Here is a 25,423-nt window from a genome sequence, read left to right as displayed (position 1 = left end):
AGTGCCATACTGTTTTGGCGACGCTCAAGGATGAGCGCCTGTCCGACGAAGGATCCGCCATGACACTGCCGTCCGATTCCCCATCCACCGCTCCGGTCTCGGCCCCGACGCCCACCCCCGCGCCGGCGTTCGCTGTCGACACGTCCGCTGCCGCCGAGGAGTTCATCGAGGAGGCGTCCGGCCAGGACGACCCGCCCCCGCTCGTCCGGGGCACCCCTCGACGCCTGCTCGGGTGGATCGTCCCGGCCAACTTCTCGGTCTTCATGATCTGGGGCGCCGTGGGCGGACTCCTGATGCCTCTCCAGGTGCAGCTCCTGGGTGAGGAGGACAAGGTCGCGAACCTGGCCGTGGTCGGGACGTTCGGCGCCCTGGCCGCACTGCTCGCGCAGCCCGTCGCGGGTCAGATCTCGGACCGCACGCGCAGCAGGTTCGGCAGGCGCGCCCCGTGGCTCGTCCTCGGTGCCCTCGTCGGTGGCCTCGGCCTGCTGGCCATGGGCTTCGCGAGCTCGCTCGTCGGCATCGTCATCGGCTGGATGATCGTCCAGATCGCCTACAACTTCGCGCAAGGCCCCCTCAGCGCGATCATGCCGGACCGCGTCCCCCGTACCTTGCGCGGCACCTTTGCCGCGCTCTCCGGGCTGGGGCTGATGCTCGGAGCCCTCGGCGGATCGATCCTGGGTGCGCAGTTCGCGGACTCGATCCAGCTCGGCTACCTGGTCTTCGCGGGCTTCACCCTGATCGTGCTGACCCTGTTCGTCGTGTTCAACCCCGACCACTCCAGCAAGGACCTGGCCAAGGAGCCGTTCGACATCGGCGAGTTCCTGCGCACCTTCTGGGTCAGCCCGCGCAAGCACCCCGACTTCTTCTGGGCCTTCACCGGACGCCTGCTCCTGTACACGGGGTACTTCGCCGTGACCGGCTACCAGCTGTTCATCCTGCAGGACTACATCGGTCTCGGTCAGGCCGGGGCGGTCGCCGCCGTGCCGTTGTTCAGCGTCATCAGCCTCGCGGGCGTGCTCGTCGCGACGCTCGTCTCCGGACCGCTGTCCGACCGGTTCCAGCGCCGCAAGGTGTTCGTCTTCCTCTCGTCGGCGCTCGTCGGCCTGGCCCTCCTCATCCCCACGTTCGTGCCGAGCTTCGCGGGCTGGGCCGTCTTCACGTTCGTCTCGGGCCTCGGCTTCGGCATGTTCCAGGCCGTCGACACGGCGCTCATGAGCGAGGTGCTGCCGTCGGCGAAGTCGTTCGCGAAGGACCTCGGCGTCGTCAACATCGCCGCGACCCTGCCGCAGACGCTCGCCCCTGCGTTCGCCGGCATGATCATCCTGAGCTTCGGCGGGTACATCGCGCTGTTCCCGGTCGGGATCGTCCTGAGCATTCTCGGCGCCTGCGCGGTCTGGCCGATCAAGGCGGTGCGCTGATGGTCGCCGACACGTCGCTGCCGCAGCCGCAGGAGGCGACCGACGCCGTCGTCCCCGCACCACGGACGCGTCGCCCGCGGGCGATGCTGGCCTGGTCGCTGGGCCTGGTCGCCGCGTTCGCGCTCATGGGTCTGCTCGTCGGGCTGAACCCGGCGGCGCCCTTCACGCAGCCGCTCGACGACTGGTGGCGTGCGCTCGTCGGCGTGTCCGCGGACGGGAGCATCCACACATCGGCCGTCCCGATGTTCTTCCAGCACCTGGGAGAAGGCCCGGGCGCGCTCGTGGGGGTCGTCCTGGTCCCCGCGGTGCTCGCGATCGTCGGGCGCTGGCGCTCCGGGCTCTTCTTCCTCACGGTCACGCTGGTCGGCCCGGGGCTCTTCTCCCAGGGGATGAAGAACCTCGTGGACCGCCCGCGTCCCGCCGTCGACGAGACGCTCGGGCTGTTCGGGCCGCTGTTCCGGGTCGACCACGGGTCGTTCCCCTCGGGGCACGCCGTCATGGCCGGCGCGCTCGTCGTCGGCATCGCGGCCCTGATCCCGGCCACGCGGCGCACCGCGCGCACGCTCTGGTGGACCGTCGGCGGCCTGATCCTGCTCGGCATGGTGTGGCAGCGCACGCTCATCAACGCGCACTGGCTCTCCGACACGGTCTTCGGACTCGTCGCGGGCATCGCCGGCGCACTCCTGATGTGGTGGGCGTTCTGGCCCCTGATCCAGCGCGACCACGGGCGCCCCGTGTGGTTCTGCCACCTCGGGCGCCGCCACCAGCCCTCCCCAGCCTGAACCGCGATCGAGAGACAAGGACGAGCACATGACCGACATCGACATCACCAACCAGGGGGCAGCGACGGCGTCCGTCGCCGACCTGACGCTCGAGGAGAAGGCGTCGCTGACCAGCGGCGCGAGCTTCTGGTGGACCAAGGGGGTCGAGCGTGCGGGCATCCCGTCCGTCATGCTCACCGACGGCCCGCACGGCCTGCGCAAGCAGCGCGGCAGCGCCGACCACCTCGGGATCGGCGACAGCGTCCCGGCGACGTGCTTCCCGCCCGCGGTGGGGCTCGGTTCGTCGTGGGACACCGCGCTCGCGCACCGCGTCGGCGAGGCGCTGGGCGTGGAGTCCTCGATCGAGGACGTCGCGGTCATCCTCGGCCCGGGCGTCAACATCAAGCGCTCGCCGCTGTGCGGCCGAAACTTCGAGTACTTCTCGGAGGACCCGATCGTCTCCGGCGTGATGGCCGCCGCACTCGTGCGGGGCACGCAGTCGACGGGGGTCGGCACGTCGCTCAAGCACTTCGCGGCCAACAACCAGGAGCACGACCGCATGCGCTCGTCGAGCGACGTCGACCCGCGTCCGCTGCGCGAGATCTACCTGCGAGGCTTCCAGCGCGTGGTCGAGGACGCCCAGCCGTACACCGTGATGTGCTCCTACAACCGCGTCAACGGCGTCTTCGCGTCCGAGGACCCGTTCCTGCTGACCCGGGTGCTGCGCGACGAGTGGGGATTCGAGGGGCTCGTGGTCTCGGACTGGGGCGCGGTCAACGACAGGGTCTCGGCGCTCGCGGCGGGCCTGGACCTGGAGATGCCGTCCTCGGGCGGAGCGACCGACGCGCAGATCGTCGACGCGGTGCGCGCCGGCTCGCTCGACGAGAGCGTCGTGGACGCCTCGGCCGCGCGGGTCGCGCACCTCGCGACGCGCTGGCAGGGCACGCCGCGCGTCGCCGGCCCGCTGGACGTCGACGCGCACCACGCGCTCGCGCGGGAGGTGGCCGGGCGGTCGATCGTCCTGCTGAAGAACGACGGGGGACTGCTCCCGCTCCGGGCGGAGCGCTCGGTGGCACTCATCGGGGCCTTCGTCGACCAGCCCCGGTACCAGGGGGCCGGGTCCTCGATGATCAACCCGACCCGGATCGACTCGGTGGCCCGCGAGGTCGCGATCAAGGTCGGTGAGGACCTCGTCTCCCAGGCGCAGGGCTTCACGCTCGACGGCTCGGGTGACGCGGCAGCGCTGCGGGCCGAGGCCGTCGCCCTCGCGGCGGAGAACGACGTCGCCGTGGTCTTCCTCGGCCTGCCGGCGGCCGCAGAGTCCGAGGGCTACGACCGCGAGCACATCGACCTGCCGGCCGTGCAGCTCGAGCTCCTCGACGCGGTGCTCGAGGTCAACCCCGACACCGTGGTCGTCCTGTCCAACGGCAGCGTCGTCGCACTCCCGTTCGCGGACGACGTCTCGGCGATCCTCGAGGGCTGGCTGCTCGGCCAGGCCGGGGGCGGCGCGATCGCCGACGTGCTCTGCGGCGACGTCAACCCGTCGGCCAAGCTCACCGAGACGATCCCGGTGCGCCTGGAGGACAGCCCGGCGTTCCTCAACTTCCCCGGCGAGGACGGTCACGTCCGCTACGGCGAGGGCCTGTTCGTCGGCTACCGCTGGTACGACGCGCGCAAGATCGAGGTGACCTTCCCGTTCGGGCACGGCCTGTCCTACACGACGTTCGGGTACGGGGACGCGGCGGCTTCCGTGGGCGCCGACGGCGACGTCGAGGTGCGCGTCATTGTGACCAACACGGGGGACCGCGCGGGCCGCGAGGTCGTGCAGGTCTACACGGGGCTGGCCTCGGCGGACGTGCAGCGTCCCGAGCGCGAGCTCAAGGCGTTCGCGCTGGTCGAGCTCGAGGCGGGCGAGAGCCGTGAGGTCGTCCTCACGGTCCGTCGTGCCGACCTCGCGTACTGGCACGTCCGCACGGACCGCTGGGTGGTCGAGGGCGGCGAGTACACGGTCGACGTCGCGGCGTCGAGCCGCGACCTGCGCTCGTCCACGACCGTCGAGGTGGTCGGCGACACGCTCGTCCTGCCGCTCACGCGCGAGTCCTCGCTGGCCGAGGTCTTCGCGCACCCGGTCGCGGGGCCGATCGTGCAGCAGGCCATGGCGCAGATGGCCTCGGCCATGGAGGGTGCCGCGTCGATCATGCCCGAGGGCGTCGACATGGCGAAGATGATGGGCTCGTTCCCGATCGGGCGCATCGGCATGATCGCGGGCGACAGCCTCGGCCCCGAGCAGGTCGACCAGCTCCTCGCGATGGCTAACGGCGCCGGAGCCTGAGCCGTCCGACGAGGGGAGGCCCCGGCACCGCACGGTGCCGGGGCCTCCTGTGCCTGCTGGCCCGCCTGCGTGCCTGCCGGCCCGCCGCCCGACTGCCCGACCGCCCGACCGCCCGACCGCCCGACCGCCCGACCGCCCGACTGCCCGACCGTCTGCCGGTCGGCTCGGGCGCGCCCGGCGGGTGGCGCGTTACCATGGGGTCCACAGGCATCGACCCGGCCATCACCGGTGAGCCTCCGGAAGAACGGGCCCCGTCCGCGGGGCCTCAGTAGAACCGGACGGGTAGGCCCGTCACAGCCGTGTCGAGCGGTCGCCGCTCGGGCCCCTCAGGTGCCCGACGACGGCAAGCGGGGTGGTACCGCGGCTCGCCTTCTCCCTCGGGAACCAGGGAGGGGTGGTCGTCCTCGCACGAGCACGTCCCGGACCACCGCCTGCCACTCACGATGGAGCCACTGAGCCATGGCCTACCCGCTGCACCGCACCGACGACACCGCCCCTGACGGTCAGGGCCACCAGATCCCCGCCAGCCCCCACCTGCCCTCGCTCGAGCGCGGCGTGCTGTCGTACTGGTCCAAGGACGACACGTTCCGTGCGTCGATCGAGCACCGTGAGGCGGGCCAGGACGGCGACAACGAGTTCGTCTTCTACGACGGCCCTCCGTTCGCGAACGGACTGCCGCACTACGGGCACCTCCTGACGGGCTACGCCAAGGACGTCGTGCCGCGCTACATGACCATGCGGGGCAAGCGCGTCGAGCGCCGCTTCGGCTGGGACACGCACGGTCTGCCGGCCGAGCTCGAGGCCGAGCGCGTGCTGGGCATCACCGACAAGTCCCAGATCGAGGCCATGGGTATCGCCGCGTTCAACGACGCCTGCCGCGAGTCCGTGCTCAAGTACACGGACGAGTGGAAGGAGTACGTGACGCGCCAGGCGCGCTGGGTCGACTTCGACAACGACTACAAGACGCTCGACATCACCTTCATGGAGTCGGTGATCTGGGCGTTCAAGCGCCTGTACGACAAGGGCCTCGCATACGAGGGCTACCGCGTGCTGCCGTACTGCTGGCGCGACGAGACGCCGCTGTCGAACCACGAGCTGCGCATGGACGACGACGTGTACCAGTCGCGCCAGGACCCGGCCCTCACGGTCGGGTTCCGGCTCTCCGGCGAGGACGTCGACGGCGTCGCCTCGCCCGCCGCGGGAGCGCTCGTCCTCGTCTGGACCACGACGCCCTGGACGCTCCCCTCGAACCTGGCGGTCGCCGTCGGGCCGGACGTGGACTACGTCGTGGTGCGCGCCGGTGCCGGCTCGGCAGTGGCCGGCGACAAGGTCGTGCTCGCCGCCGCCCGACTGGGCGCCTACGTCAAGGAGCTCGGGGAGGACGCCGAGGTCCTGGCGACCGTCAAGGGCGCCGACCTCGCCGGGCTGCGCTACACGCCGGCCTTCGACTACTTCACGGACCGCTCGGCCGAGGGCTGGCCCACCGCGCACCAGGTGCTCGTGGCCGACTTCGTGACGACCGAGGACGGCACCGGTGTGGTCCACCTGGCTCCGGCCTTCGGCGAGGACGACATGGCCGTGTGCGACGCCGCGGGGATCGTGCCCGTCGTGCCGGTCGACGCCCGTGGGCGCTTCACCAACGCGGTCCCGGACTACGCGGGCGAGCAGGTGTTCGACGCCAACCCCAAGGTCATCAAGGACCTCAAGGAGGGCACGGGCCCGCTCGCACGCGTCGCTGCCGCCTCGCGCGCGGTCGTGCTGCGCCACGAGACCTACCAGCACTCCTACCCGCACTGCTGGCGCTGCCGGAACCCCCTGATCTACAAGGCGGTCTCGAGCTGGTTCGTGCGCGTGACCGAGTTCCGCGACCGCATGGTCGAGCTCAACCAGGACATCACCTGGACGCCCGAGCACATCCGTGACGGCCAGTTCGGCAAGTGGCTCGCGGGTGCTCGCGACTGGTCCATCTCGCGCAACCGCTACTGGGGCACGCCCATCCCCGTGTGGGTCTCGGACGACGCGAACTACCCGCGCATCGACGTCTACGGCTCGATCGCCGAGCTCGAGGCCGACTTCGGCGTGCCCGTCACGGACCTGCACCGGCCCTTCATCGACGACCTGACGCGCCCCAACCCGGACGACCCGACCGGGAAGTCCGTCATGCGCCGTATCCCCGACGTCCTGGACGTCTGGTTCGACTCGGGCTCCATGCCGTTCGCGCAGGTGCACTACCCGTTCGAGAACGCGGACTGGTTCGAGCACCACTACCCGGGCGACTTCATCGTCGAGTACATCGGCCAGACCCGCGGCTGGTTCTACACGCTGCACGTCCTGGCCACGGCCCTGTTCGACCGCCCGGCGTTCCGTTCGGCCGTCTCGCACGGGATCGTGCTCGGCTCGGACGGGCGCAAGATGAGCAAGTCGCTGCGCAACTACCCGGACGTCTCCGAGGTCCTGGACCGGGACGGCTCCGACGCGATGCGCTGGTTCCTCATGAGCTCGCCCATCCTGCGCGGCGGGAACCTCATCGTCACCGAGGAGGGCATCCGCGACTCGGTGCGCCAGGTGATGCTGCCGCTGTGGAGCACGTACTACTTCTTCACGCTCTACTCGAACAACGCGAACGGCGGCGCGGGATACACCGCGCAGCGCGTGGCACCGGAGCGCGTCGTGGACCTCCCGGCCCTCGACCGCTACCTGCTGGCGCGCACGCACGACCTGGTCGCGACCGCCACGACCCAGCTCGACGCGTACGACATCGCGGGCGCGTGCGAGACCGTGCGCGAGCACCTCGACCTGCTGACCAACTGGTACGTCCGCACGCAGCGCGACCGCTTCTGGGACGAGGACAAGGACGCGTTCGACACGCTCTGGACGGCCCTCGAGGTCCTCACGCGCGTCATGGCGCCGCTCGCGCCCATGCTCTCCGAGGAGGTCTGGCGCGGGCTCACGGGTGGGCGCAGCGTGCACCTGACGGACTGGCCGAGCGTGGCGGCGCAGGAGACGACCGACGGCACGGGCGACTCGCTCGCGGGCGTCCTGGTCGCCGACGACGCGCTCGTCTCCTCGATGGACCTGGTCCGTTCGGTGGCCTCCCTCTCGCTCGGTCTGCGCAAGGCGCACTCGCTGCGCGTGCGCCAGCCGCTGAGCACCCTGACCGTCGTGACCGAGGACCCGGCCGCGCTCGAGCCCTACGGTGACCTGCTCGCCCGTGAGCTCAACGTCAAGTCCGTGCGCTTCCTCGACCTCGAGTCCGGTGCGGCCGACGAGTTCGGCGTCTCGCAGAAGCTCACGGTCAACGCGCGTGCCGCGGGTCCGCGCCTGGGGCGCGGGGTCCAGGCGGCCATCAAGGCCGCCAAGGCGGGGTCGTGGCGGGTGGGCGACGACGGGTTCGTCGTCGTCGAGACGCCCGACGGCGACGTGCCGCTGCTCGGCTCGGAGTACGAGCTGACGACCGTGGTGCTCGCCGAGCAGGGCCACGACGAGGTCGACCCGGCGGCTCCGACGATCGCGGCGGCCGTGCTGCCCACGGGCGGCTTCGTGGTCCTCGACCTCGAGCTGAACGACGCGCTCCTGGCCGAGGGCTATGCGCGCGACATCGTGCGCGAGGTCCAGGACGCCCGCAAGGCCGCCGGGCTCGACGTCTCCGACCGGATCGACCTGTCGCTCTCGGTGCCCGGCCCCTGGCAGGGGGCGGTCGAGGACCACCGCGAGCTCATCGCGGGCGAGACCCTCGCCGTGAGCGTCACGATCGACCTGTCGCCCACCGACGAGCGCAGCGTGCTCGTCGCCAAGGCGTCGTCCGACCAGACCGACGGAGCGCAGGCATGAGCGGCGTCCGCGTCGGCCGTGGCGCCGGCGAACGCCCGGGGGACAAGGACGCCCGGCGTCCCGGAGGTGCCGCGCACCAGCGCACGGCCGAGGAGGCCGCCGCGCTCGAGGACCTGGCCACGGTGTACGCGCACATCATGGACCGGGCCCCCGAGCACGACATCGACCCGACGCTCGAGCGCGTCGAGCGTGTCCTCGAGCTGCTCGGCGACCCGCAGAAGGCCTACCGCACGATCCACATCACGGGGACGAACGGCAAGACGTCGACCTCGCGCCTGGTCGAGCGGCTCGTGCGTGAGCACGGTCTGCGCACGGGCCGTTTCACGAGCCCGCACCTGACCTCGGTCACCGAGCGCATCGCGATCGACGGCGAGCCCGTGAGCCCCGCGCGCTTCGTCGAGATCTGGGAGGACGTCGCGCCGTACGTCGGCGTCGCGGACCGCGAGTCGCAGGAGGCGGGCGGCCCTCGCCTGAGCTTCTTCGAGGTGCTCACGGTCATGGCGTTCGCGGCGTTCGCCGACGCCCCCGTCGACGTCGCGATCGTCGAGGTCGGCATGGGCGGCGGCTGGGACTCGACCAACGTCGTGGACGGCGACGTCGCGATCGTGACGCCCATCTCGATCGACCACACGCGCTGGCTCGGTCACACGATCGAGGAGATCGCGACCGAGAAGGCGGGGATCGTCAAGGAGGACGCGGTCGTCGTGCTCGCCGAGCAGAGCGACGCGGCCGAGGCGATCGTCATCGAGGCGGCAGCCGTCAAGCACGCGCGCGTCCTGCGCGAGGGCCAGGACATCGCGGTGGCCGGGCGGACCCCGGCCGTCGGCGGGCAGGTCGTCGACCTGCGCACGCCCGCAGGTCTCTACACCGAGATCTTCCTGCCGCTCATCGGTGAGCACCAGGCCCACAACGCCCTCCTGGCGCTGTCGGCCACCGAGGCGCTGCTCTCGGGCGGTCGCGCGCTCGACGGCGGTGTGGTCGAGGCGGCCTTCGCCGACGCGACCTCTCCGGGACGGCTCGAGGTCCTGCGGTCCAGCCCGACCGTGATCGTCGACGCCGCGCACAACCCGGCGGGCGCCGAGGCGCTCGTCGCGGCGATCGACGAGGCGTTCGAGTTCGAGCACCTGATCGGGGTCGTCGCGATCATGGGCGACAAGGACTCCGAGCAGATCCTCTCGGTGCTCGAGCCCGTGCTGGCGGAGGTCGTCATCACGCGCAACTCGGCCGAGCGCTCGGCCGACGTGACCGACCTCGCCGAGGTCGCGATCGAGGTCTTCGGCGAGGACCGGGTGCACACGGCCGAGCGTCTCGACGAGGCGCTCGCGATCGCGGTCGACCTCGCCGAGCGCGACGACTCGGTGGGCGTCGGCGTGGGCACGGGAGTGCTCGTCACAGGTTCGGTCATCACCGCGGCCGACGTCCGGATCCTGCTCGGGCGCGGCTGACCTCGCGGCGCGCGGCGCGCCGCAGCAGGTCGCGGCCCAGCGGCTCCGCTCGACCCGGCCACGACGCAGGGTGTCCCTCGCTCCGAGGGGCACCCTGCGTCGTCGGGCACGGAAGCGCACAGGACGTCTCCCTGGGTGCCGCGGCCGCTGCGGGGGTGTTTGATGGGGGGACGGGCGCCGGGGCACGAGCCACCGGCGCGCGAGCAGTGCACGCGGCCGGACGTGCCGCAGCAGTCCGACGGAGGGATGCGCCATGAAGAAGCTGCTCAACGACCCGCAGGATGCGGTGACGGAGTCGCTCGACGGGTTCGAGCTGGCCCACGCCGACCTCGTGGAGGTGCACCGGGCACCCCTGTACGTGTCCCGTGCCGGAGGTGCGGTGCCGGGCAAGGTCGGGCTCGTCAGCGGAGGCGGTGCGGGGCACGAGCCGCTGCACGCAGGCTTCGTCGGCGCGGGGATGCTCGACGCCGCGGTCCCCGGAGCGGTGTTCACCTCGCCCACGCCGGACCAGATCGTGCCCGCGATCCTCGGCGCCGACTCGGGCGCGGGCGTGCTCGCGATCGTCAAGAACTACACGGGCGACGTGCTCAACTTCGAGACGGCGCTCGAGCTCGTCGAGGCCGAGGGCACGCAGGCCGCGAGCATCCTCGTCAACGACGACGTCGCGGTCGAGGACTCGCTCTACACCGCAGGTCGCCGCGGCGTGGCGGGCACCGTCGCGGTCGAGAAGATCGCGGGAGCCGCCGCCGAGCGCGGGGACGACCTGGGCAAGGTCACCGAGATCGCCGGGCGGGTCGTCGCGAACGTCCGCTCGATGGGGGTCGCGCTCTCGGCCTGCACCGTGCCGCACGTCGGCAAGCCGAGCTTCGACCTCGACGAGACCGAGATCGAGATCGGGATCGGGATCCACGGCGAGCCGGGCCGGCACCGCATCCCCATGGCGCCCGCGGACGAGATCACCGGCATGCTCGTCGACGCCGTCGCGGAGGACCTGCGGCTCGCGGGCGGGGAGCGAGTGTTGCTGTTCGTTAACGGAATGGGCGGTACGCCCCAGTCCGAGCTCTACGTCGTCTATCGTCAGGCACGGAGGCTGCTCGAGGCGCGCGGCGTGGCAGTCACACGCTCGCTCGTGGGCAACTACGTCACTTCGCTGGAGATGCAGGGGGCCTCGGTCACCGTGCTCCGGCTGGACGACGAGCTGACCGCGCTGTGGGACGCGCCCGTGCACACCGCCGCTCTGCGGTGGTGACTCCAGCCGACCCCCGAGAGCCGGGGAGCGGCGCCCCGGACCCTGCTCCTCGGGAGCCGTGCCCGGGACAGGAACGAAAGGGCGAGGAATGACGCTGGACGTTGCGTGGGCTGTGCGCTGGATGCGAGGCGCGGCGACGATGATCGTGTCGTCGCGGGACGAGCTCACCGAGCTGGACCGTCAGATCGGTGACGGGGACCACGGCGAGAACCTGAACCGTGGGTTCCAGGCGGTCGTCGCCAAGCTCGACGGCCTCGAGGAGCAGCCCGCGCAGATCGGCGACGTCCTCAAGCTCGTCGCCACGACCCTCATGTCGTCGGTCGGGGGAGCGTCCGGACCCCTGTACGGCACGGCGTTCCTGCGTGCCGCGAAGGTCACGGGCCTCGCCGAGCTGGACTCGTCCGCCGTCGTCGCGCTGCTCGAGGGCGCGCTCGAGGGCATCACGGCCCGAGGCAAGGCGGTCCCGGGCGAGAAGACCATGGTCGACGCGTGGCAGCCCGCGGTCGACGCGGCCGTCGAGGCCGCGAACTCCGGCAGCGACCCGGCCGGGGTCCTCGAGGCCGCGCTCGCCGCGGCCGAGGCCGGGGCGCTCGCGACGGTCCCGATGCTCGCGACCAAGGGGCGCGCGAGCTACCTGGGCGAGCGCAGCGTCGGGCACCAGGACCCGGGGGCGACCTCGACCGTGGTGATCCTCCGGGCTGCGGTCGCGGCGGTCGATGCTCCCGGGGAATGATGTCCCGATGACAACCCCACACGTCGGCGACCGCGCGCGGATCGCCCTGGTCCTCGTGTCCCACTCGGCCCGGTTGGCGCAGGGCGCCGCGGAGCTGGCCGCCCAGATGGCCCCGGGCGTGCTGCTCCTGCCCGCGGGCGGCACGGACGACGGCAGCCTCGGAACCAGCTACGACGTGGTGTCCGCCGCGGTCGCCGAGGGGCTTCTCGGGACCGAGGGAGTGGTGGTCCTCGCGGACCTGGGCTCGGCGGTCATGACGATCGAGTCGGTCATCGAGCTCGACGACTCGCTCGACGGGCGGGTCGTCCTCGCGGACGCGCCGTTCGTCGAGGGGGCGGTCGCCGCTGCGGTCACGGCCCACGGGGGCGGGACCCTCGCCGAGGTGCTCGCCTCGGCCGAGGCCGCAGGCGGCACGTTCGCGCAGAGCGGGTCACCCGACGACCGTTTCGTGCCGCCCACGGGGCCCGCGGACCAGCTGGCCGCGGCCGCCGGGCTCGAGGACGACTCGCCCGGGGCGCCGCGCGCGGTCACGCTCCGCAACCCGCTGGGGCTCCACGCACGTCCGGCGGCGATCCTCGCGCGCCTGGTCGCGGGATACGACGCCAAGGTCACGATCAACGGGGTCAACGCTGCGAGCGTGCTGGAGATGATGAAGCTGGGCGCGACCGGCGGTCGCGAGCTCGTGATCGCCGCGGAGGGTCGCCAGGCCGACGAGGCCCGGGACGCGGCCGTCGCGGCGATCGAGGGCGGTTTCGGCGAGGTGTGATCTGCACCGGTGACGAGCGTCACGTGAAGACTGCATTGCCTGCAAAGTTGCACGACATGTAAATTTGCTTGCTGTGCAGAACCTTGTCGAGCCCTCGGCCGCCCCCACGGGGCTGCGCGAGCGCAAGAAGCGTGAACGCCGCGAGGCGCTCATCGACGCTGCCCAGACCCTCGTGCTCGAACGCGGGCTGGACGCGGTCACGGTCGACGACATCTGCGCATCGGTCGGCGTCTCGACGCGGACCTTCTTCAACTACTTCGCGTCCAAGGACGACGCCGTGCTGGGGGTCGAGGAGTTCTCGCCCTCGGCCGGCGCGGTCCAGGACTTCGTGGCAGGTGGTCCCACGGGCGACCTCCTCGACGACCTCCAGGTGCTCGTCGCCGACCTGCTCGCGCACCAGGTCATGTCCCTGGAGCGCGTGCACCGGGCGATCAAGCTCGTCGAGCGCGAGCACCGGCTCCTCGCCCGCCACATGTGGTGGATCGAGAACCTGCGGACCGGGCTGATCGACGCGTTCGACCGGCGCCGGACCCAGCACCCGTTCGTGCCCGAGCCCGAGCTGCTCGCGATGGTCGTGATGGCGCTCCTGCGCACCACGACGCTCGAGTGGGAACGGCTCGGCCGCACGGGCGAGCCGGTCGACCACCTGGGCTCGGTCGTCGACCAGCTCCGGGCGCTCGTGTGTCCGGGGCGCCCGCCGGGAGATCCCGGCAGCCCCGGCTGACCGCCACCACCACCCTCACGCCCGCCGTCTCGCGTCGTCGGGCGTCACCACCGATCTGACCCCACCCGAACGGATCCCTCATGTCCACCTCCCGCTCCACCACGTCGGCCACGCCGACCGGGGCCGGCGCGTCTGCCGAGAACGGCAAGCCGCTCATCGTGCTGACGCAGCGCACGGTCTGGCTGATCTTCGGCGCGCTCATGGCCAGCATGTTCCTGTCCTCGCTCGACCAGTCGATCGTCGGCACCGCGATGCCCACGATCGTCGGCGAGCTGCACGGCGTCGAGCACCAGGGGTGGGTCATCACGGCCTACATCCTGGCGATCGCGATCGTCATGCCCCTCTACGGCAAGTTCGGCGACCTGTGGGGACGCCGCTGGCCGTTCCTCGTCGCGATCGGCCTGTTCACCATCGCGTCCGCGGGTGCGGGCTTCGCCCAGACGTTCCCCGAGCTCGTCGCGTGGCGAGCCGTCCAGGGCCTCGGTGGCGGTGGCCTCATGATCCTGTCGCAGGCCATCATCGCGGACATCGTCCCGGCCAAGGACCGCGGGAAGTACATGGGCCCCATGGGCGCCCTGTTCGGCATCGCGGCCGTGATCGGTCCGCTCCTCGGCGGCTGGTTCACCGAGGGCCCGGGCTGGCGCTGGGCCTTCTGGATCAACGTCCCCATCGGCATCGCGGCGTTCCTCGTCGCATGGTTCACGCTCAAGCTCCCGAGCCACCGCTCGGGGCGCAAGATCGACGTCGCCGGCATCTTCTTCCTGGTCGTCGGGACCTCGGGGATCGTCCTGCTCACGAGCTGGGAGTCGCTGACCTCCAGCCGGGGCTACGACTGGTCCGACCCCAAGCTCCTGGGCATGGTCGCCGCGACCCTCGCCTCGATCGCCCTGTTCATCGTGGTCGAGCGGCGTGCGGAGGAGCCCCTCCTGCCGCTGCACCTCTTCAAGAACCGCACGTTCACCATCGCGACGCTCATCGGCCTCGTGCTCGGCATGGGCATGTTCTCCGCGCTGGCGTTCCTGCCGACGTTCCTCCAGATGTCGACCGGCGCAGGCGTGACCGAGTCCGGCTTCCTCATGCTCCCCATGATGGTCGGTGTCATGATCACGGCGATCGGGTCCGGGTTCGCGATCACCAAGACGGGCCGCTACAAGATCTACCCCGTCGTGGGCCTCGCGATCACGACCGCGGGCATCATCTGGCTCACGACGATCACGGGCGACATGTCCATGGTCCTGTTCGGCGCCATGATCTTCGTGATGGGTGCCGGCATGGGGCTCGTCATGCAGACCATCGTGCTGGCCGTCCAGAACTCCGTGGACCCCCACGAGATCGGGACCGCGACGAGCGCGAACAACTTCTTCCGCGAGATCGGTGCGGCAGTGGGCACGGCGCTCTTCAGCACGATCTTCACGACGCGGCTGTCGGCCAACCTCGCCGAGGTCATCCCCGGTGGCGCGGCCACGGGTGGGGGAGAGGCGTCGAGCCTGACCCCCGCCGCGGTCCAGGCCCTCCCGGAGCCCGTCAAGACGGGCGTGATCGACGCGTTCACGGACGCGCTCGCTCCGGCGTTCTGGTACCTCGTGCCGCTCGTGGTCGTCGGGTTCGTGCTCGCGCTCTTCCTCAAGGAGGTCAAGCTCTCGGGCGAGGCCGGCATGGTCGCGCGCGGCGAGGCGATCGCCGACCCGAAGGGTGCGCTGGTCGAGGGTGGGACGGACGCGCCGGTGCGCGACGCCGTCGGGCCTGACGGTGCCACCATCCCCACGGGCGACGACCCGGCGGGCGGCTCCTCCCGCCAGGACGCGCCGGTAAACTGAACCCCGTGAGCTCCACCAACGAACCGGTCGACGGGTCCGTCGCGTCCTCCGCCCCCATGGCGGAGGGCGCGGCGGACGCGCCCCGCATCAAGGCCAAGAAGTCCGCGAAGATCCAGTTCACGTCGACGACGCTGATGCTGGAGGCGTTCCTGATCCTGTTCGCGACCCTCGTCGCGTACGGGCTGCGCAACGTCCCCTACGCGTGGCCGGACAAGATGCAGGTGCCCTCGGGGCCGGCGATCTGGATCGTGGGCGGCACCCTGATCGTCGTCCTGCTCCTGCTCAGCCGCATGGTCGGCGGGCCGGGCGGGTACGTCGCGGGCTCGGCCGTGCAGATCCCCGTCATCGCGTGCGGCTTCGCCGTCCCGCTGATGTTCCTCGTGGGCGGCATCTTCGTGGTGCTGTGGATCGTCTCGCTGCGCCTCGGCGGGCGCATCGACCGTGAGCGTGCCGAGTACGACGCAGAGCACCCGGAGACCGCGCCGAACATGTGAGCAGGGCCGGTAGGGTCGTGCGCATGACTGATGTTGCAGCCCCCGCAGTGGCCGACGCGCTCGCCGAGACCATCGAGCGCACCCTCGTCCTGGTCAAGCCCGACGGCGTCCGCCGTGGACTGTCGGGCGAGATCCTCCGCCGTATCGAGGCCAAGGGGTACACCCTGGCCGCCGTCCAGCTCCTGGACGCCACCCCCGAGCTCCTCGCGGCGCACTACGCCGAGCACGAGGGCAAGCCGTTCTACCAGCCGCTGGTCGACTTCATGCTCTCGGGCCCGACGCTCGCGATCGTCGCCGAGGGCCAGGGCGTCATCCCCGGCTTCCGCTCGCTCGCCGGCACGACCGACCCGACCGCGGCCGCGCCCGGCACCATCCGTGGTGACCTGGGGCGCGACTGGGGCCTGAAGGTCCAGCAGAACCTGGTCCACGGCTCGGACTCCCCGGAGTCCGCCGCGCGGGAGATCGCGCTCTGGTTCCCGGGACTCTGAGCAGCTCCCGCACGACCCGCTGACACCGGCACCGCCGGCACGGCACGAAGCAGTCAGGCGCCCCCGTCCTTCGACGGGGGCGCCTGACTGTGTCCGAGGCCGGGCCGGATCGGACCGTCACCTCCCCGGTTCACCCGCCACGTCGCACTAGGCTCTGACCCGTGCACCTCAAGACCCTGACCCTTCGCGGGTTCAAGTCGTTCGCGTCGGCGACGACCCTGCGCTTCGAGCCCGGGGTCACGTGCGTCGTGGGACCGAACGGCTCGGGCAAGTCGAACGTCGTCGACGCCCTGTCCTGGGTCATGGGAGAGCAGGGCGCCAAGTCGTTGCGCGGCGGCAAGATGGAGGACGTCATCTTCGCGGGGACCACGGGCCGCCCTCCGCTCGGGCGTGCCGAGGTGTCCCTGACGATCGACAACACCGACGGCGCGCTGCCGATCGAGTACTCCGAGGTGACCATCTCCCGGACGCTGTTCCGCAACGGCGGCTCGGAGTACGCGATCAACGGGTCGTCGTGCCGGCTCCTGGACATCCAGGAGCTGCTGTCGGACTCGGGCATCGGGCGCGAGATGCACGTGATCGTGGGTCAGGGGCAGCTCGACGCGGTGCTGCGTGCGACCCCCGAGGAGCGGCGCGGCTTCATCGAGGAGGCCGCCGGCGTCCTCAAGCACCGCAAGCGCAAGGAGAAGGCGCTCCGCAAGCTCGACGCGATGCAGGCGAACCTCACGCGGCTCGGGGACCTGACGGCCGAGATCCGGCGTCAGCTGGGCCCGCTCGGACGCCAGGCGCAGATCGCACGCAAGGCACAGGTGGTCCAGCGCGACCTGCGCGACGCGCGGGCGCGGCTGCTCGCGGACGACCTGGCCCAGCTCACCGCGACGCTCGAGCAGGAGATCGCGGACGAGTCGGCGCTGCGGGCCCGCCAGGGTGAGGTCGAGCGGTCGCTCGCGACCGCGCGCGACGCGCTGGGGGCCCTGGAGACGCAGGCGGCCGAGGCCGCGCCCGCCCTGGCCCGCGCGAGCGAGATCTGGTACCGCCTGTCCTCGCTCAAGGAGCGGCTGGGCGGGACACGGACCCTCGCGGCCGAGCGCCTGCGCCTGCTGGGACGCCCGGAGACGGTGCAGCGGGGACAGGACCCGAACGACCTGGACGCGCAGGCCGCGCGGGCCCGGGCGGCCGAGCTCGAGCTCGAGTCGGAGGTCGCGGTCGCGCGCGCCGCGCTCGAGGCGGCCGTGGGGGAGCGGACGGCGGTCGAGGAGCAGGCGCAGGTCGCCGAGCGGGCCCTCGCGACGCTGCTGCGGGGCGCCGCCGACCGCCGTGAGGGCCTCGCGCGCCTGGCCGGCCAGGTCGCCGCGCGGCGGTCGCGCGTCGAGGCGACCGAGGCGGAGATCGGGCGCCTGCGCGAGTCGCTCGCGGAGGCCGAGCGGCGGGGGAACCAGGCGAACGTCGAGTTCGCGACGCTCGAGACGCAGGTCGTGGGCGTCGAGGAGGGCGAGGAGGGCCTGGACGCCGAGCACGAGGAGGCGGCCGACGCGGTCGAGCGCACCGGGGCCGTGGTCGCACGGCTGCGCGAGGAGGAGCAGACCGCGGACCGCGAGCGCGCGACCTGGAGCGCTCGCGTCGAGGCGCTCGAGATGAGCCTGGTCCGCAAGGACGGCGCGGGCGCGCTGCTCGCAGCCGACCAGGTGGGGGCTCTCGGTTCGCTCGCGGCGCTGCTGAGCATCGACACGGGGTACGCGGACGCGATCGCTGCGGCCCTGGGGCCGGCCGCGGACGCGATCGCGGTCGAGAGCCTCGAGGCGGCCGTCGACGCGCTGCGCCACCTGCGCCAGGAGGACGCCGGGCGAGCGAGCCTCGTGGTGGGCGGGGGAGCGCCCGTCGAGGGCACGGTGAGTTCTCGGTCCGTCCTCCTGCCCGACGGCGCCGCGTGGGCCGCGGACGTCGTCACCCCCGCGCGGTCGGTCGCCTCGGCCGTGGAGCTCCTGCTCGACGGCGTCGTCGTCGTCGACGACCTGGCGCAGGCCCGCGCTCTCGTGGCGTCGTCGCCGCAGGTCACCGCCGTGACCAGGGGCGGCGACCTGCTCGGGGCGCACGGCGCCTGGGGAGGCTCGGCGACCGCGCCCAGCGTCCTGCACCTGCAGTCGGCGCTCGACGAGGCACAGACGGCGCGGGACGACGCCGTCGCGCGCGGCGAGCGGACCCGCTTCGCCCTCGTGGGCGCGCTCGAGGAGGCCGAGGAGGCGCAGCAGCGCTACGACGCGACCCTGGACCGGCTCAACGAGTCCGACGCGGCCCTGGCCGCGGTCGCCGAGCAGCTGGGACACCTGGGCGCGACGGCGCGCTCGGCCGCGGCCGAGTCGGCCCGGGTGCGCGCCTCCCTCGAGAAGGCGCAGGCCATGCTGGTGGCCGAGCAGACCGAGCTCGCGGGGCTCGTCGCACGCCACGACGAGGCGGCCTCGGCGCCCGAGCAGACCGAGGAGTCGGTCGCCGCCGCGACGGCAGAACGCGACCGGGCGAACGGTCTCGCGACCTCTGCACGGGCGGCCGAGACCGAGGCGCGGCTCGCGCTGCGCACGAGCGAGGAACGTGCGCGGGCCCTGACGGGGCGCGCGCAGTCGCTGGCCCGTGCGGCGGCGACCGAGCGTGCCGCCCGCGAGCGTGCGGCGGCGCGGGAGGCGGCGCGCGTGCGCCAGGCCGAGCGTGCCGAGGCGGTCCGCGACGGCGCCCAGGTCGCGCTCGTCGCGCTCGACCGGTCGCTCGCACGGGCCAGCGAGGAGCGTGACACGGCGGAGGCAGCGCGGGGAGAGCTCGACCAGGCGGTCTCGGCACGGCGGGCCGAGGTCGACGCGCTCGCGGGCCGGCTCCGCGAGCTGACCGACGTGGCGCATCGCGACGAGGTGGCCCGGACCCAGCAGCAGCTGCGGATCGAGCAGCTCCACGGCCGCAGCGTCGACGAGCTCGGCCTGGACCCCGAGGTCCTGCTCGACGAGTTCGGGCCCGACCGCCCGGTGCCGGTCCTCGCCGAGGACGGCACGGTCCGCGAGGACGAGGACGGCGAGCCCGTGACCGAGCCGTACGTGCGCGCCGCGCAGGAGAAGAGGCTCCGCTCGGCCGAGCGGGCGCTGGGCCAGCTCGGCCGGGTCAACCCGCTCGCGCTCGAGGAGTTCGCGGCGCTCGAGGAGCGGCACACGTTCCTCACGACCCAGCTCGCCGACCTCAAGAAGTCGCGGGCCGACCTCCTCGAGATCGTCCGGGAGATCGACGAGCGCGTCGAGCAGGTCTTCACCGAGGCGTACCACGACACGGCCGAGCAGTTCGTCCACGTGTTCGGTCGGATGTTCCCGGGTGGCGAGGGGCGGCTCGTCCTGACGAACCCGGACGACATGCTCACCACGGGTATCGAGGTCGAGGCGCGTCCCGCGGGCAAGAAGGTCAAGCGGCTCTCGCTGCTGTCCGGCGGCGAGCGCTCGCTCACGGCGGTCGCGCTCCTGGTCGCGATCTTCAAGGCTCGCCCCAGCCCGTTCTACGTCATGGACGAGGTCGAGGCCGCGCTCGACGACGTGAACCTGGGCCGTCTGCTCGAGATCTTCCGCGAGCTCCAGGAGGACTCGCAGCTCATCGTCATCACGCACCAGAAGCGCACCATGGAGATCGCCGACGCGCTGTACGGGGTCACCATGCGGGGAGACGGGGTGACGACCGTCATCAGCCAGCGGCTGCGGGACGAGGTTCCCGCGTAGCCACGGCAGGTGGTGGGGTCGTGGCTGCGGGCGCGATCGACCGAGGCACGGTTGAGGGCAGGGTGGACGGCGGCGTGGCGGGCGGCACCCGTGGGCGTGTCCCGCATCACCTCTGGGCCCTGGTCCCGTGAAGATGCTGTGCCGAACATCGGACTCGCCGCCGCAGCGAAGGTCGCCTGGCCGTTCTCCCGTGATAATCGAACGATGTTCTGGATGTTCGTGTTCTTGGGGATCGCGCTCGTGGCGGCCGTCGTCGTCTTCCTGTTCGCGAGCGTCGTCACGCGCATCGACGACCGCAACGACCGGACGGGTCCGCCCGTCGGGCTCAAGGGTTTCTGGCGCGACTTCGTGTCGGGACTCACCTCCTGGCGTCGCTCTCGCCGCGACGAGCGCACCGACGGTTCGACGGTCGTGCCCGTGGACACGGGCATGGACGAGTTCTTCGCGGCGACCGAGGTCGACGACCCCGCGTACATCGACGCGGACGAGATCACCGACGTGCTGCACCGGGCCCGCGAGCGCGCGACCCACACGCTGCACAGCGCGGGCGTGCGCCGCCCTGCGACGGGGACCGTCCCGTCGGTCTCGTCGACGACGGCGCCGAGCAGCCCCCCGGTCCTCCCGCAGGACTGAGCCTCTTCGGGCGCCTGCGAGGACTGCTGGTCCGCCTGCCCGCACGTCGCGCCCGGATTTGAGACACTTCGACGGTGAACGATCTCCTCTGGCTCTGGATCACCCTCGCCGTCCTCGCCGTCCTCGGGCTCGGCTTCCTCGGCGTCCGTCGGCGCTCGGGGTCGCGCGACTCCCTCCCCCCTGCCTCGTCAGGCACGACCACGCTCGAGCGCGACGCTCCCGGGGAGCAACCCGCCGAGGCCGCCGAGGGCGGCGGTGTGGCGACGGCCGAGGCGCCCTCGGACCTCGAGGCTCCTCCTGCGGTCGAGGTGCCCGAGGCGGTCGGCGGCCGTCTTGCGCGTCTGCGCGGGCGCCTCGCACGCTCGGGCTCTCCGCTCGGCAGCAAGCTGCTCGCCGTGCTCTCCCGGGACCACCTGACCGAGGACGACTGGGACGAGCTCGAGGAGACCCTGCTGCTGGCCGACGTCGGCGCCGGGCCCGCGGGCGAGCTCATCGACTCGCTGCGCACGCGGGTGCGCGTGCTGGGCGTGCGCGACGCCGCGAGCGTGCGCGCGCTGCTCCGTGAGGAGCTCGTGGCGCTCGTCGACCCGACCATGGACCGTTCGCTCGCCACGGCCCCGCAGACGGCCGAGGACGGGTCCCGGCTGCCCGCCGTCGTGCTCGTGGTGGGTGTCAACGGCACGGGCAAGACGACGACCGTGGGCAAGCTCGCGCGCGTCCTGGTCGCCGAGGACCGCACGGTCGTGCTCGGTGCCGCCGACACCTTCCGCGCGGCCGCGGCGGACCAGCTCGAGACCTGGGGCGCGCGCGTGGGCGTGCGCACCGTGCGCTCGGACCGGGACGGTGCGGACCCGGCCGCCGTCGCGTTCGACGCGGTCCGTCAGGGCCGGGAGGAGGGCGTCGACGTCGTGCTCGTCGACACCGCGGGCCGGCTGCAGAACAAGGCCGGCCTCATGGACGAGCTGGGCAAGATCCGGCGCGTCATCACCAAGGAGGCGCCGTTGTCGGAGGTGCTTCTGGTGCTCGATGCGACCACGGGCCAGAACGGGCTCAACCAGGCACGTGTCTTCGGGGAGATCGCGGGCGTCACGGGCATCGTGCTGACCAAGCTCGACGGAACGGCCAAGGGCGGGATCGTGGTCGCGGTCCAGCGCGAGCTGGGCGTGCCGGTCAAGCTCGTCGGCCTGGGTGAGGGGCCCGACGACCTGGCCCCGTTCGACCCGCAGGAGTTCGTCGACGGTCTCCTGGGCGACTGAACCCGCGGCCGGCCCGGGGTCGAGGACGCCGTCGGGCCGGCCTGGGCGGTCCTCGATCAGCCCGGGTAACGCAACGTTTACACACGAGTGCACCGCGTCACACCCGCGTAACCGCGCGACAGTCGCAGGGAAACGCCGCTGGACGACTCTTGACCTGTCCGGCCGCCCGGCTGGCGAGGTGAGAGGCGACAGCGCATGCCCTTCGAACTTGACACTGGAAACACGGCCTGGCTCCTGACGTCAGCCGCTCTGGTGCTGCTGATGACCCCGGCCCTGGCGTTCTTCTACGGCGGCATGGTCCGCGGCAAGAGCGTCCTGAACATGATGATGATGAGCTTCGGCGCGATCGCCGTGGTCGGCATCATCTGGGTGCTCTGGGGCTACTCGATGACCTTCGGGTCCGACGTGGCCGGCATCTTCGGCAACCCGACCGAGTTCTTCGGTCTGGCCCCCCTGACCGACGACGCCAACAGCCTCCTGGCAGGCAGCGGCGTCCCGGCTCTCGTGGCGGCAGGGTTCCAGGCCACCTTCGCGATCATCACGGTCGCCCTGATCAGCGGCGCCATCGCGGACCGTGCGCGGTTCGGCGCGTGGCTCGTCTTCGCGGGTGTCTGGGTGACGCTCGTCTACTTCCCGCTCGCCCACATGGTGTGGGGCGGCGGCATCCTCGGTGCCGGCGAGAACGGCATCGCGGCGGCGATCTACGGCGTGACCGACGGGATCGCCAACGTGGCCCCGATCGACTTCGCCGGTGGCACGGTCGTCCACATCAACGCGGGTGTGGCGGGCCTGGTGCTCGCGCTGATCATCGGCAAGCGCAAGGGCTTCGGCAAGGAGCCCATGCGTCCCCACAACCTCCCGTTCGTGATGCTGGGCGCGGCGCTCCTGTGGTTCGGCTGGTTCGGCTTCAACGCCGGTTCCGCCGGCGCCGCCAACGAGGTCGCGGGCCTGGCCTGGGTCAACACCACGGTCGCGACCTGCGCCGCGATGGCCGCCTGGCTGCTCACCGAGCGTCTGCGCGACGGGCACGCCACGAGCCTGGGTGCCGCGTCCGGTATCGTCGCGGGCCTCGTCGCGATCACCCCGGCCGCCGCGGCCGTCAACCCGGTCGGCGCGATCGCGCTCGGCGCCGTCGCCGGTGTCCTGTGCGCCCTCGCGGTCGGTCTCAAGTACCGCTTCGGCTACGACGACTCGCTCGACGTCGTCGGCGTCCACCTGGTCGGTGGCCTGGTCGGGACCGTCCTCATCGGTCTGCTGGGCACGGACACGGGCCTGCTCTACGGCGGCGGGATCGACCAGCTCGTGATCCAGGTCGTCATCGCCCTCGCGGCCGTGATCTTCTCCGGAGTCCTCACGTTCGTCATCGGCTTCGTCATCAAGGTGACGATGGGCTGGCGGGTCAGCGAGGACGCCGAGGTCGGCGGGATCGACCTCGCGGAGCACGGTGAGACCGCATACGAGACCATCGCACAGGGTCGTGTCATCCAGGAGGTCAGGGCATGAAGCTCGTCACAGGAATCATCCAGCCGCACCGTCTCGACGACGTGAAGTCCGCGCTCGAGGCCGCAGGGGTCCGGGGCATGACGGTCAGCGAGGCCAGCGGCTACGGCCGGCAGAAGGGCCACACCGAGGTCTACCGCGGTGCGGAGTACACCGTGGACCTGGTCCCCAAGGTCCGCATCGAGGTCCTGGTGGACGACGAGGACTCCTCGACGGTCACCGAGGCGATCGTCAAGGCCGCCCAGACCGGGCGGATCGGCGACGGCAAGGTGTGGACGGTCACGGTCGACGACGTCGCCCGTGTCCGCACGGGCGAGCACGGCGCCGGCGCCCTCTAGGTGATCCGGACCGGACAGGAGAACGGCATGGAGTCGTCAGCGGTGCAGCAGGGGGCGCGGTCGAGATGACCGGCGCAGCGCACGAAGGGACCCCCCAGGGGTCCGGCGAACCGGCGGAGGCCCCGTACCCACCTCGGGTGCGGGGCCTCCGGGCCGAGATGCTCACGGTCGCCAGGAACCTGAGCGGCCCGGGCAGCTCGGGGGTGGCCCGCCGCTCGGCGGTCTGCGCCCTGGTCACGGACCGGCTCACGGCCCTCTGGCAGGAGGCCACGGCCGGCACGAGCACCGAGGGTGTGGCCCTCGCGGCCGTGGGGAGCCTGGGGCGCGCGGACATGGGGCCCGCGAGCGACCTCGACCTGGTGCTCGTGCACGACGGTCGCAGCCACTCGGCCGAGCAGGTCGCGGCGATCGCCGAACGCCTCTGGTACCCGCTGTGGGACGAGGGCGTCGACCTGGACCATGCGGTGCGGTCGTTGTCCCAGTGCCGCCAGGTCGCGTCCAAGGACGTCCCGGCGGCGGTCGGGTGGCTCGACGTCCGCCCCGTCGCGGGCGACGCGCTCGTGGTGCACCGGGCCGCGTCGGCCGTGCTCACGGACTGGCGTTCTGCCTCGCGGCGTCGTCTGCCCGAGCTCCTGTCCTCGACGAAGGAGCGGGCCGAGCGGTCGGGCGAGATCGCTTACCTGATCGAGCCCGACCTCAAGGAGTCGCGCGGCGGGATCCGCGACGCCGTGGTGCTCTCGGCCCTGGCCGCGACCTGGCTGACGGACCGGCCGCACGGCACGGTCGACCAGGCCCACGCGCACCTGCTCGACGTGCGCGACGCGATCCAGGTCGTCACGGGACGGCACACCAACAAGCTCCTGCTCGCGGACCTCGACGAGGTCGCGGCGCTCACGGGGTACGACGACCCCGACGAGCTCCTCGCGAGCCTCGCGGCCTCCGGGCGCGAGATCTCCTACGCGCTCGACACCACGGTCCGCCGTGCCCGCCAGGCCCTCCAGCGGCCGAGCACCACGCGTCGCCCGGTCCTCGTGCGGGGCCGACGGGCCGCGCCCCGGCTGCGGTCGGTCGGGGACGGGCTCGTCGAGCACGACGGCGAGCTCGTCCTGGCCATCGACGCGCACCCCGAGACGGACCCGCTGCTGTCGTTGCGCGCCGCCGCGACGGCCGCACGGACGGGCCTGACGCTCTCGCCCGTCTCGGTGAGCAGCCTCGCGCACTGCCCGCCGCTCCCCGAACCGTGGCCCGCCGCGGCGCGGGCGGCCTTCCTCTCGCTGCTCGGCAGCGGTCACGCGCAGGTCGCGGTCTGGGAGGCGCTCGACCTCGCGGGGGTCGTCACGACCTGGATCCCCGAGTGGGCCGGGGTGCGCAACCGGCCGCAGCGCGCCGCGATCCACCGGCACACGGTCGACCGCCACCTCGTCGAGACGGTCGCGCGGGCCGCGCGGGACCGCAAGGAGGTCGCTCGCCCCGACCTCCTGCTGCTCTCGGCGCTGTTCCACGACATCGGCAAGCGGCGCGGCGCGGCCGACCACTCGGAGGAGGGTGCGCGGCTCGTCCCGGGCATCCTGCACCGGATGGGCTTCGAGGACGGGGTGCCCGACGACGTCGCGCGCCTCGTGCGCCACCACCTCACCCTCTCGCGGCTCGCCGTCTCGGCGGACCCGGACGACCCGGCGACCGTCGCCGAGCTCGCCGACGCCGTCGGGCACCGACGGGACCTGCTCGAGGTGCTGCGCGCGCTGACCGAGGCCGACTCCTCATCGCTCGGCCCCACGGCCTGGACCTCGTGGCGCGCGCGCCTCGTGGACGACCTCACGGTCGCGACCCGGGCCGTGCTGCCCGAGCCGGCGCCCCCGACCGGTAGGCTGGGCACTTCCCTGATTCACGAGCGGTAA

At 72.3% G+C, this 25,423-nt stretch carries 18 protein-coding genes; all 18 read left to right on the top strand.

Annotated features, from left to right (window positions below; genetic code table 11):
• The first annotated feature begins 59 nt into the window (after window positions 1-59).
• Window positions 60-1,418: an MFS transporter gene (locus tag OERS_RS09875; RefSeq protein WP_083201354.1), complete on the top strand. Its 1,359-nt coding sequence runs from the start codon at window positions 60-62 to the stop codon at window positions 1,416-1,418.
• Window positions 1,418-2,200, top strand: a complete 783-nt coding sequence (locus OERS_RS09870; protein ID WP_068625630.1) for a phosphatase PAP2 family protein — start codon at window positions 1,418-1,420, stop codon at window positions 2,198-2,200. Before OERS_RS09875 ends, OERS_RS09870 begins: the two co-directional genes overlap by 1 nt.
• 28 nt (window positions 2,201-2,228) lie before the next feature.
• Entirely contained in the window at window positions 2,229-4,511 is a 2,283-nt protein-coding gene (locus OERS_RS09865) for a glycoside hydrolase family 3 C-terminal domain-containing protein (RefSeq protein ID WP_068625629.1), read from the top strand.
• A 459-nt stretch (window positions 4,512-4,970) separates the two neighbouring features.
• A complete protein-coding gene (gene ileS, locus OERS_RS09860) occupies window positions 4,971-8,342 on the top strand; it encodes an isoleucine--tRNA ligase (RefSeq protein ID WP_068625628.1) in 3,372 nt (1,123 codons plus the stop codon).
• Window positions 8,339-9,787 carry a bifunctional folylpolyglutamate synthase/dihydrofolate synthase gene (locus tag OERS_RS09855; RefSeq protein WP_068625627.1) on the top strand — a complete coding sequence of 483 codons (1,449 nt, stop codon included), beginning with the start codon at window positions 8,339-8,341 and terminating at the stop codon, window positions 9,785-9,787. Before ileS ends, OERS_RS09855 begins: the two co-directional genes overlap by 4 nt.
• A gap of 253 nt (window positions 9,788-10,040) precedes the next feature.
• Window positions 10,041-11,036: a dihydroxyacetone kinase subunit DhaK gene (gene dhaK, locus OERS_RS09850; RefSeq protein ID WP_056648644.1), complete on the top strand. Its 996-nt coding sequence runs from the start codon at window positions 10,041-10,043 to the stop codon at window positions 11,034-11,036.
• Between the two features lie 88 nt (window positions 11,037-11,124).
• Complete coding sequence (dhaL, locus tag OERS_RS09845) at window positions 11,125-11,769, top strand: dihydroxyacetone kinase subunit DhaL (protein ID WP_068625626.1); 645 nt, start codon at window positions 11,125-11,127, stop codon at window positions 11,767-11,769.
• Window positions 11,770-11,776: 7 nt separating this feature from the next.
• The gene (dhaM, locus tag OERS_RS09840) at window positions 11,777-12,535 is read left to right on the top strand and encodes a dihydroxyacetone kinase phosphoryl donor subunit DhaM (RefSeq protein WP_068625625.1); all 759 of its coding nucleotides are present in this window, start codon (window positions 11,777-11,779) and stop codon (window positions 12,533-12,535) included.
• A 73-nt stretch (window positions 12,536-12,608) separates the two neighbouring features.
• The gene (locus OERS_RS22250) at window positions 12,609-13,259 is read left to right on the top strand and encodes a TetR/AcrR family transcriptional regulator (protein WP_068625624.1); all 651 of its coding nucleotides are present in this window, start codon (window positions 12,609-12,611) and stop codon (window positions 13,257-13,259) included.
• An 80-nt stretch (window positions 13,260-13,339) separates the two neighbouring features.
• Window positions 13,340-15,076, top strand: a complete 1,737-nt coding sequence (locus OERS_RS09830) for an MDR family MFS transporter (RefSeq protein ID WP_083201353.1) — start codon at window positions 13,340-13,342, stop codon at window positions 15,074-15,076.
• 5 nt (window positions 15,077-15,081) lie between these two features.
• Entirely contained in the window at window positions 15,082-15,570 is a 489-nt protein-coding gene (locus tag OERS_RS09825; protein WP_269452529.1) for a DUF4233 domain-containing protein, read from the top strand.
• Between the two features lie 23 nt (window positions 15,571-15,593).
• Complete coding sequence (gene ndk / locus OERS_RS09820) at window positions 15,594-16,058, top strand: nucleoside-diphosphate kinase (RefSeq protein WP_068625623.1); 465 nt, start codon at window positions 15,594-15,596, stop codon at window positions 16,056-16,058.
• Window positions 16,059-16,219: 161 nt separating this feature from the next.
• Window positions 16,220-19,798: a chromosome segregation protein SMC gene (gene smc, locus OERS_RS09815; protein ID WP_211268460.1), complete on the top strand. Its 3,579-nt coding sequence runs from the start codon at window positions 16,220-16,222 to the stop codon at window positions 19,796-19,798.
• Between the two features lie 204 nt (window positions 19,799-20,002).
• Window positions 20,003-20,431 (top strand): hypothetical protein, encoded by a 429-nt coding sequence (locus OERS_RS09810; protein WP_068625622.1) that lies wholly within the window; start codon window positions 20,003-20,005, stop codon window positions 20,429-20,431.
• Window positions 20,432-20,505: 74 nt separating this feature from the next.
• Window positions 20,506-21,687, top strand: coding sequence for a signal recognition particle-docking protein FtsY (ftsY, locus tag OERS_RS09805; protein ID WP_068625621.1), 1,182 nt, complete (start codon window positions 20,506-20,508; stop codon window positions 21,685-21,687).
• A 195-nt stretch (window positions 21,688-21,882) separates the two neighbouring features.
• A complete protein-coding gene (locus tag OERS_RS09800; protein ID WP_068625620.1) occupies window positions 21,883-23,190 on the top strand; it encodes an ammonium transporter in 1,308 nt (435 codons plus the stop codon).
• Window positions 23,187-23,525 (top strand): P-II family nitrogen regulator, encoded by a 339-nt coding sequence (locus OERS_RS09795; RefSeq protein ID WP_056648660.1) that lies wholly within the window; start codon window positions 23,187-23,189, stop codon window positions 23,523-23,525. The genes OERS_RS09800 and OERS_RS09795 overlap by 4 nt, the downstream gene beginning before the upstream one ends.
• A gap of 65 nt (window positions 23,526-23,590) precedes the next feature.
• A complete protein-coding gene (locus OERS_RS09790) occupies window positions 23,591-25,423 on the top strand; it encodes a [protein-PII] uridylyltransferase (protein WP_068625619.1) in 1,833 nt (610 codons plus the stop codon).

Origin of the sequence: Oerskovia enterophila (assembly GCF_001692445.1) — a bacterium.
Classification (GTDB): Bacteria; Actinomycetota; Actinomycetes; order Actinomycetales; family Cellulomonadaceae; genus Oerskovia; species Oerskovia enterophila.
The sequence above is the reverse complement of the archived record's forward strand: the minus strand, read 5'-3'. Positions and strand labels throughout refer to the sequence as shown.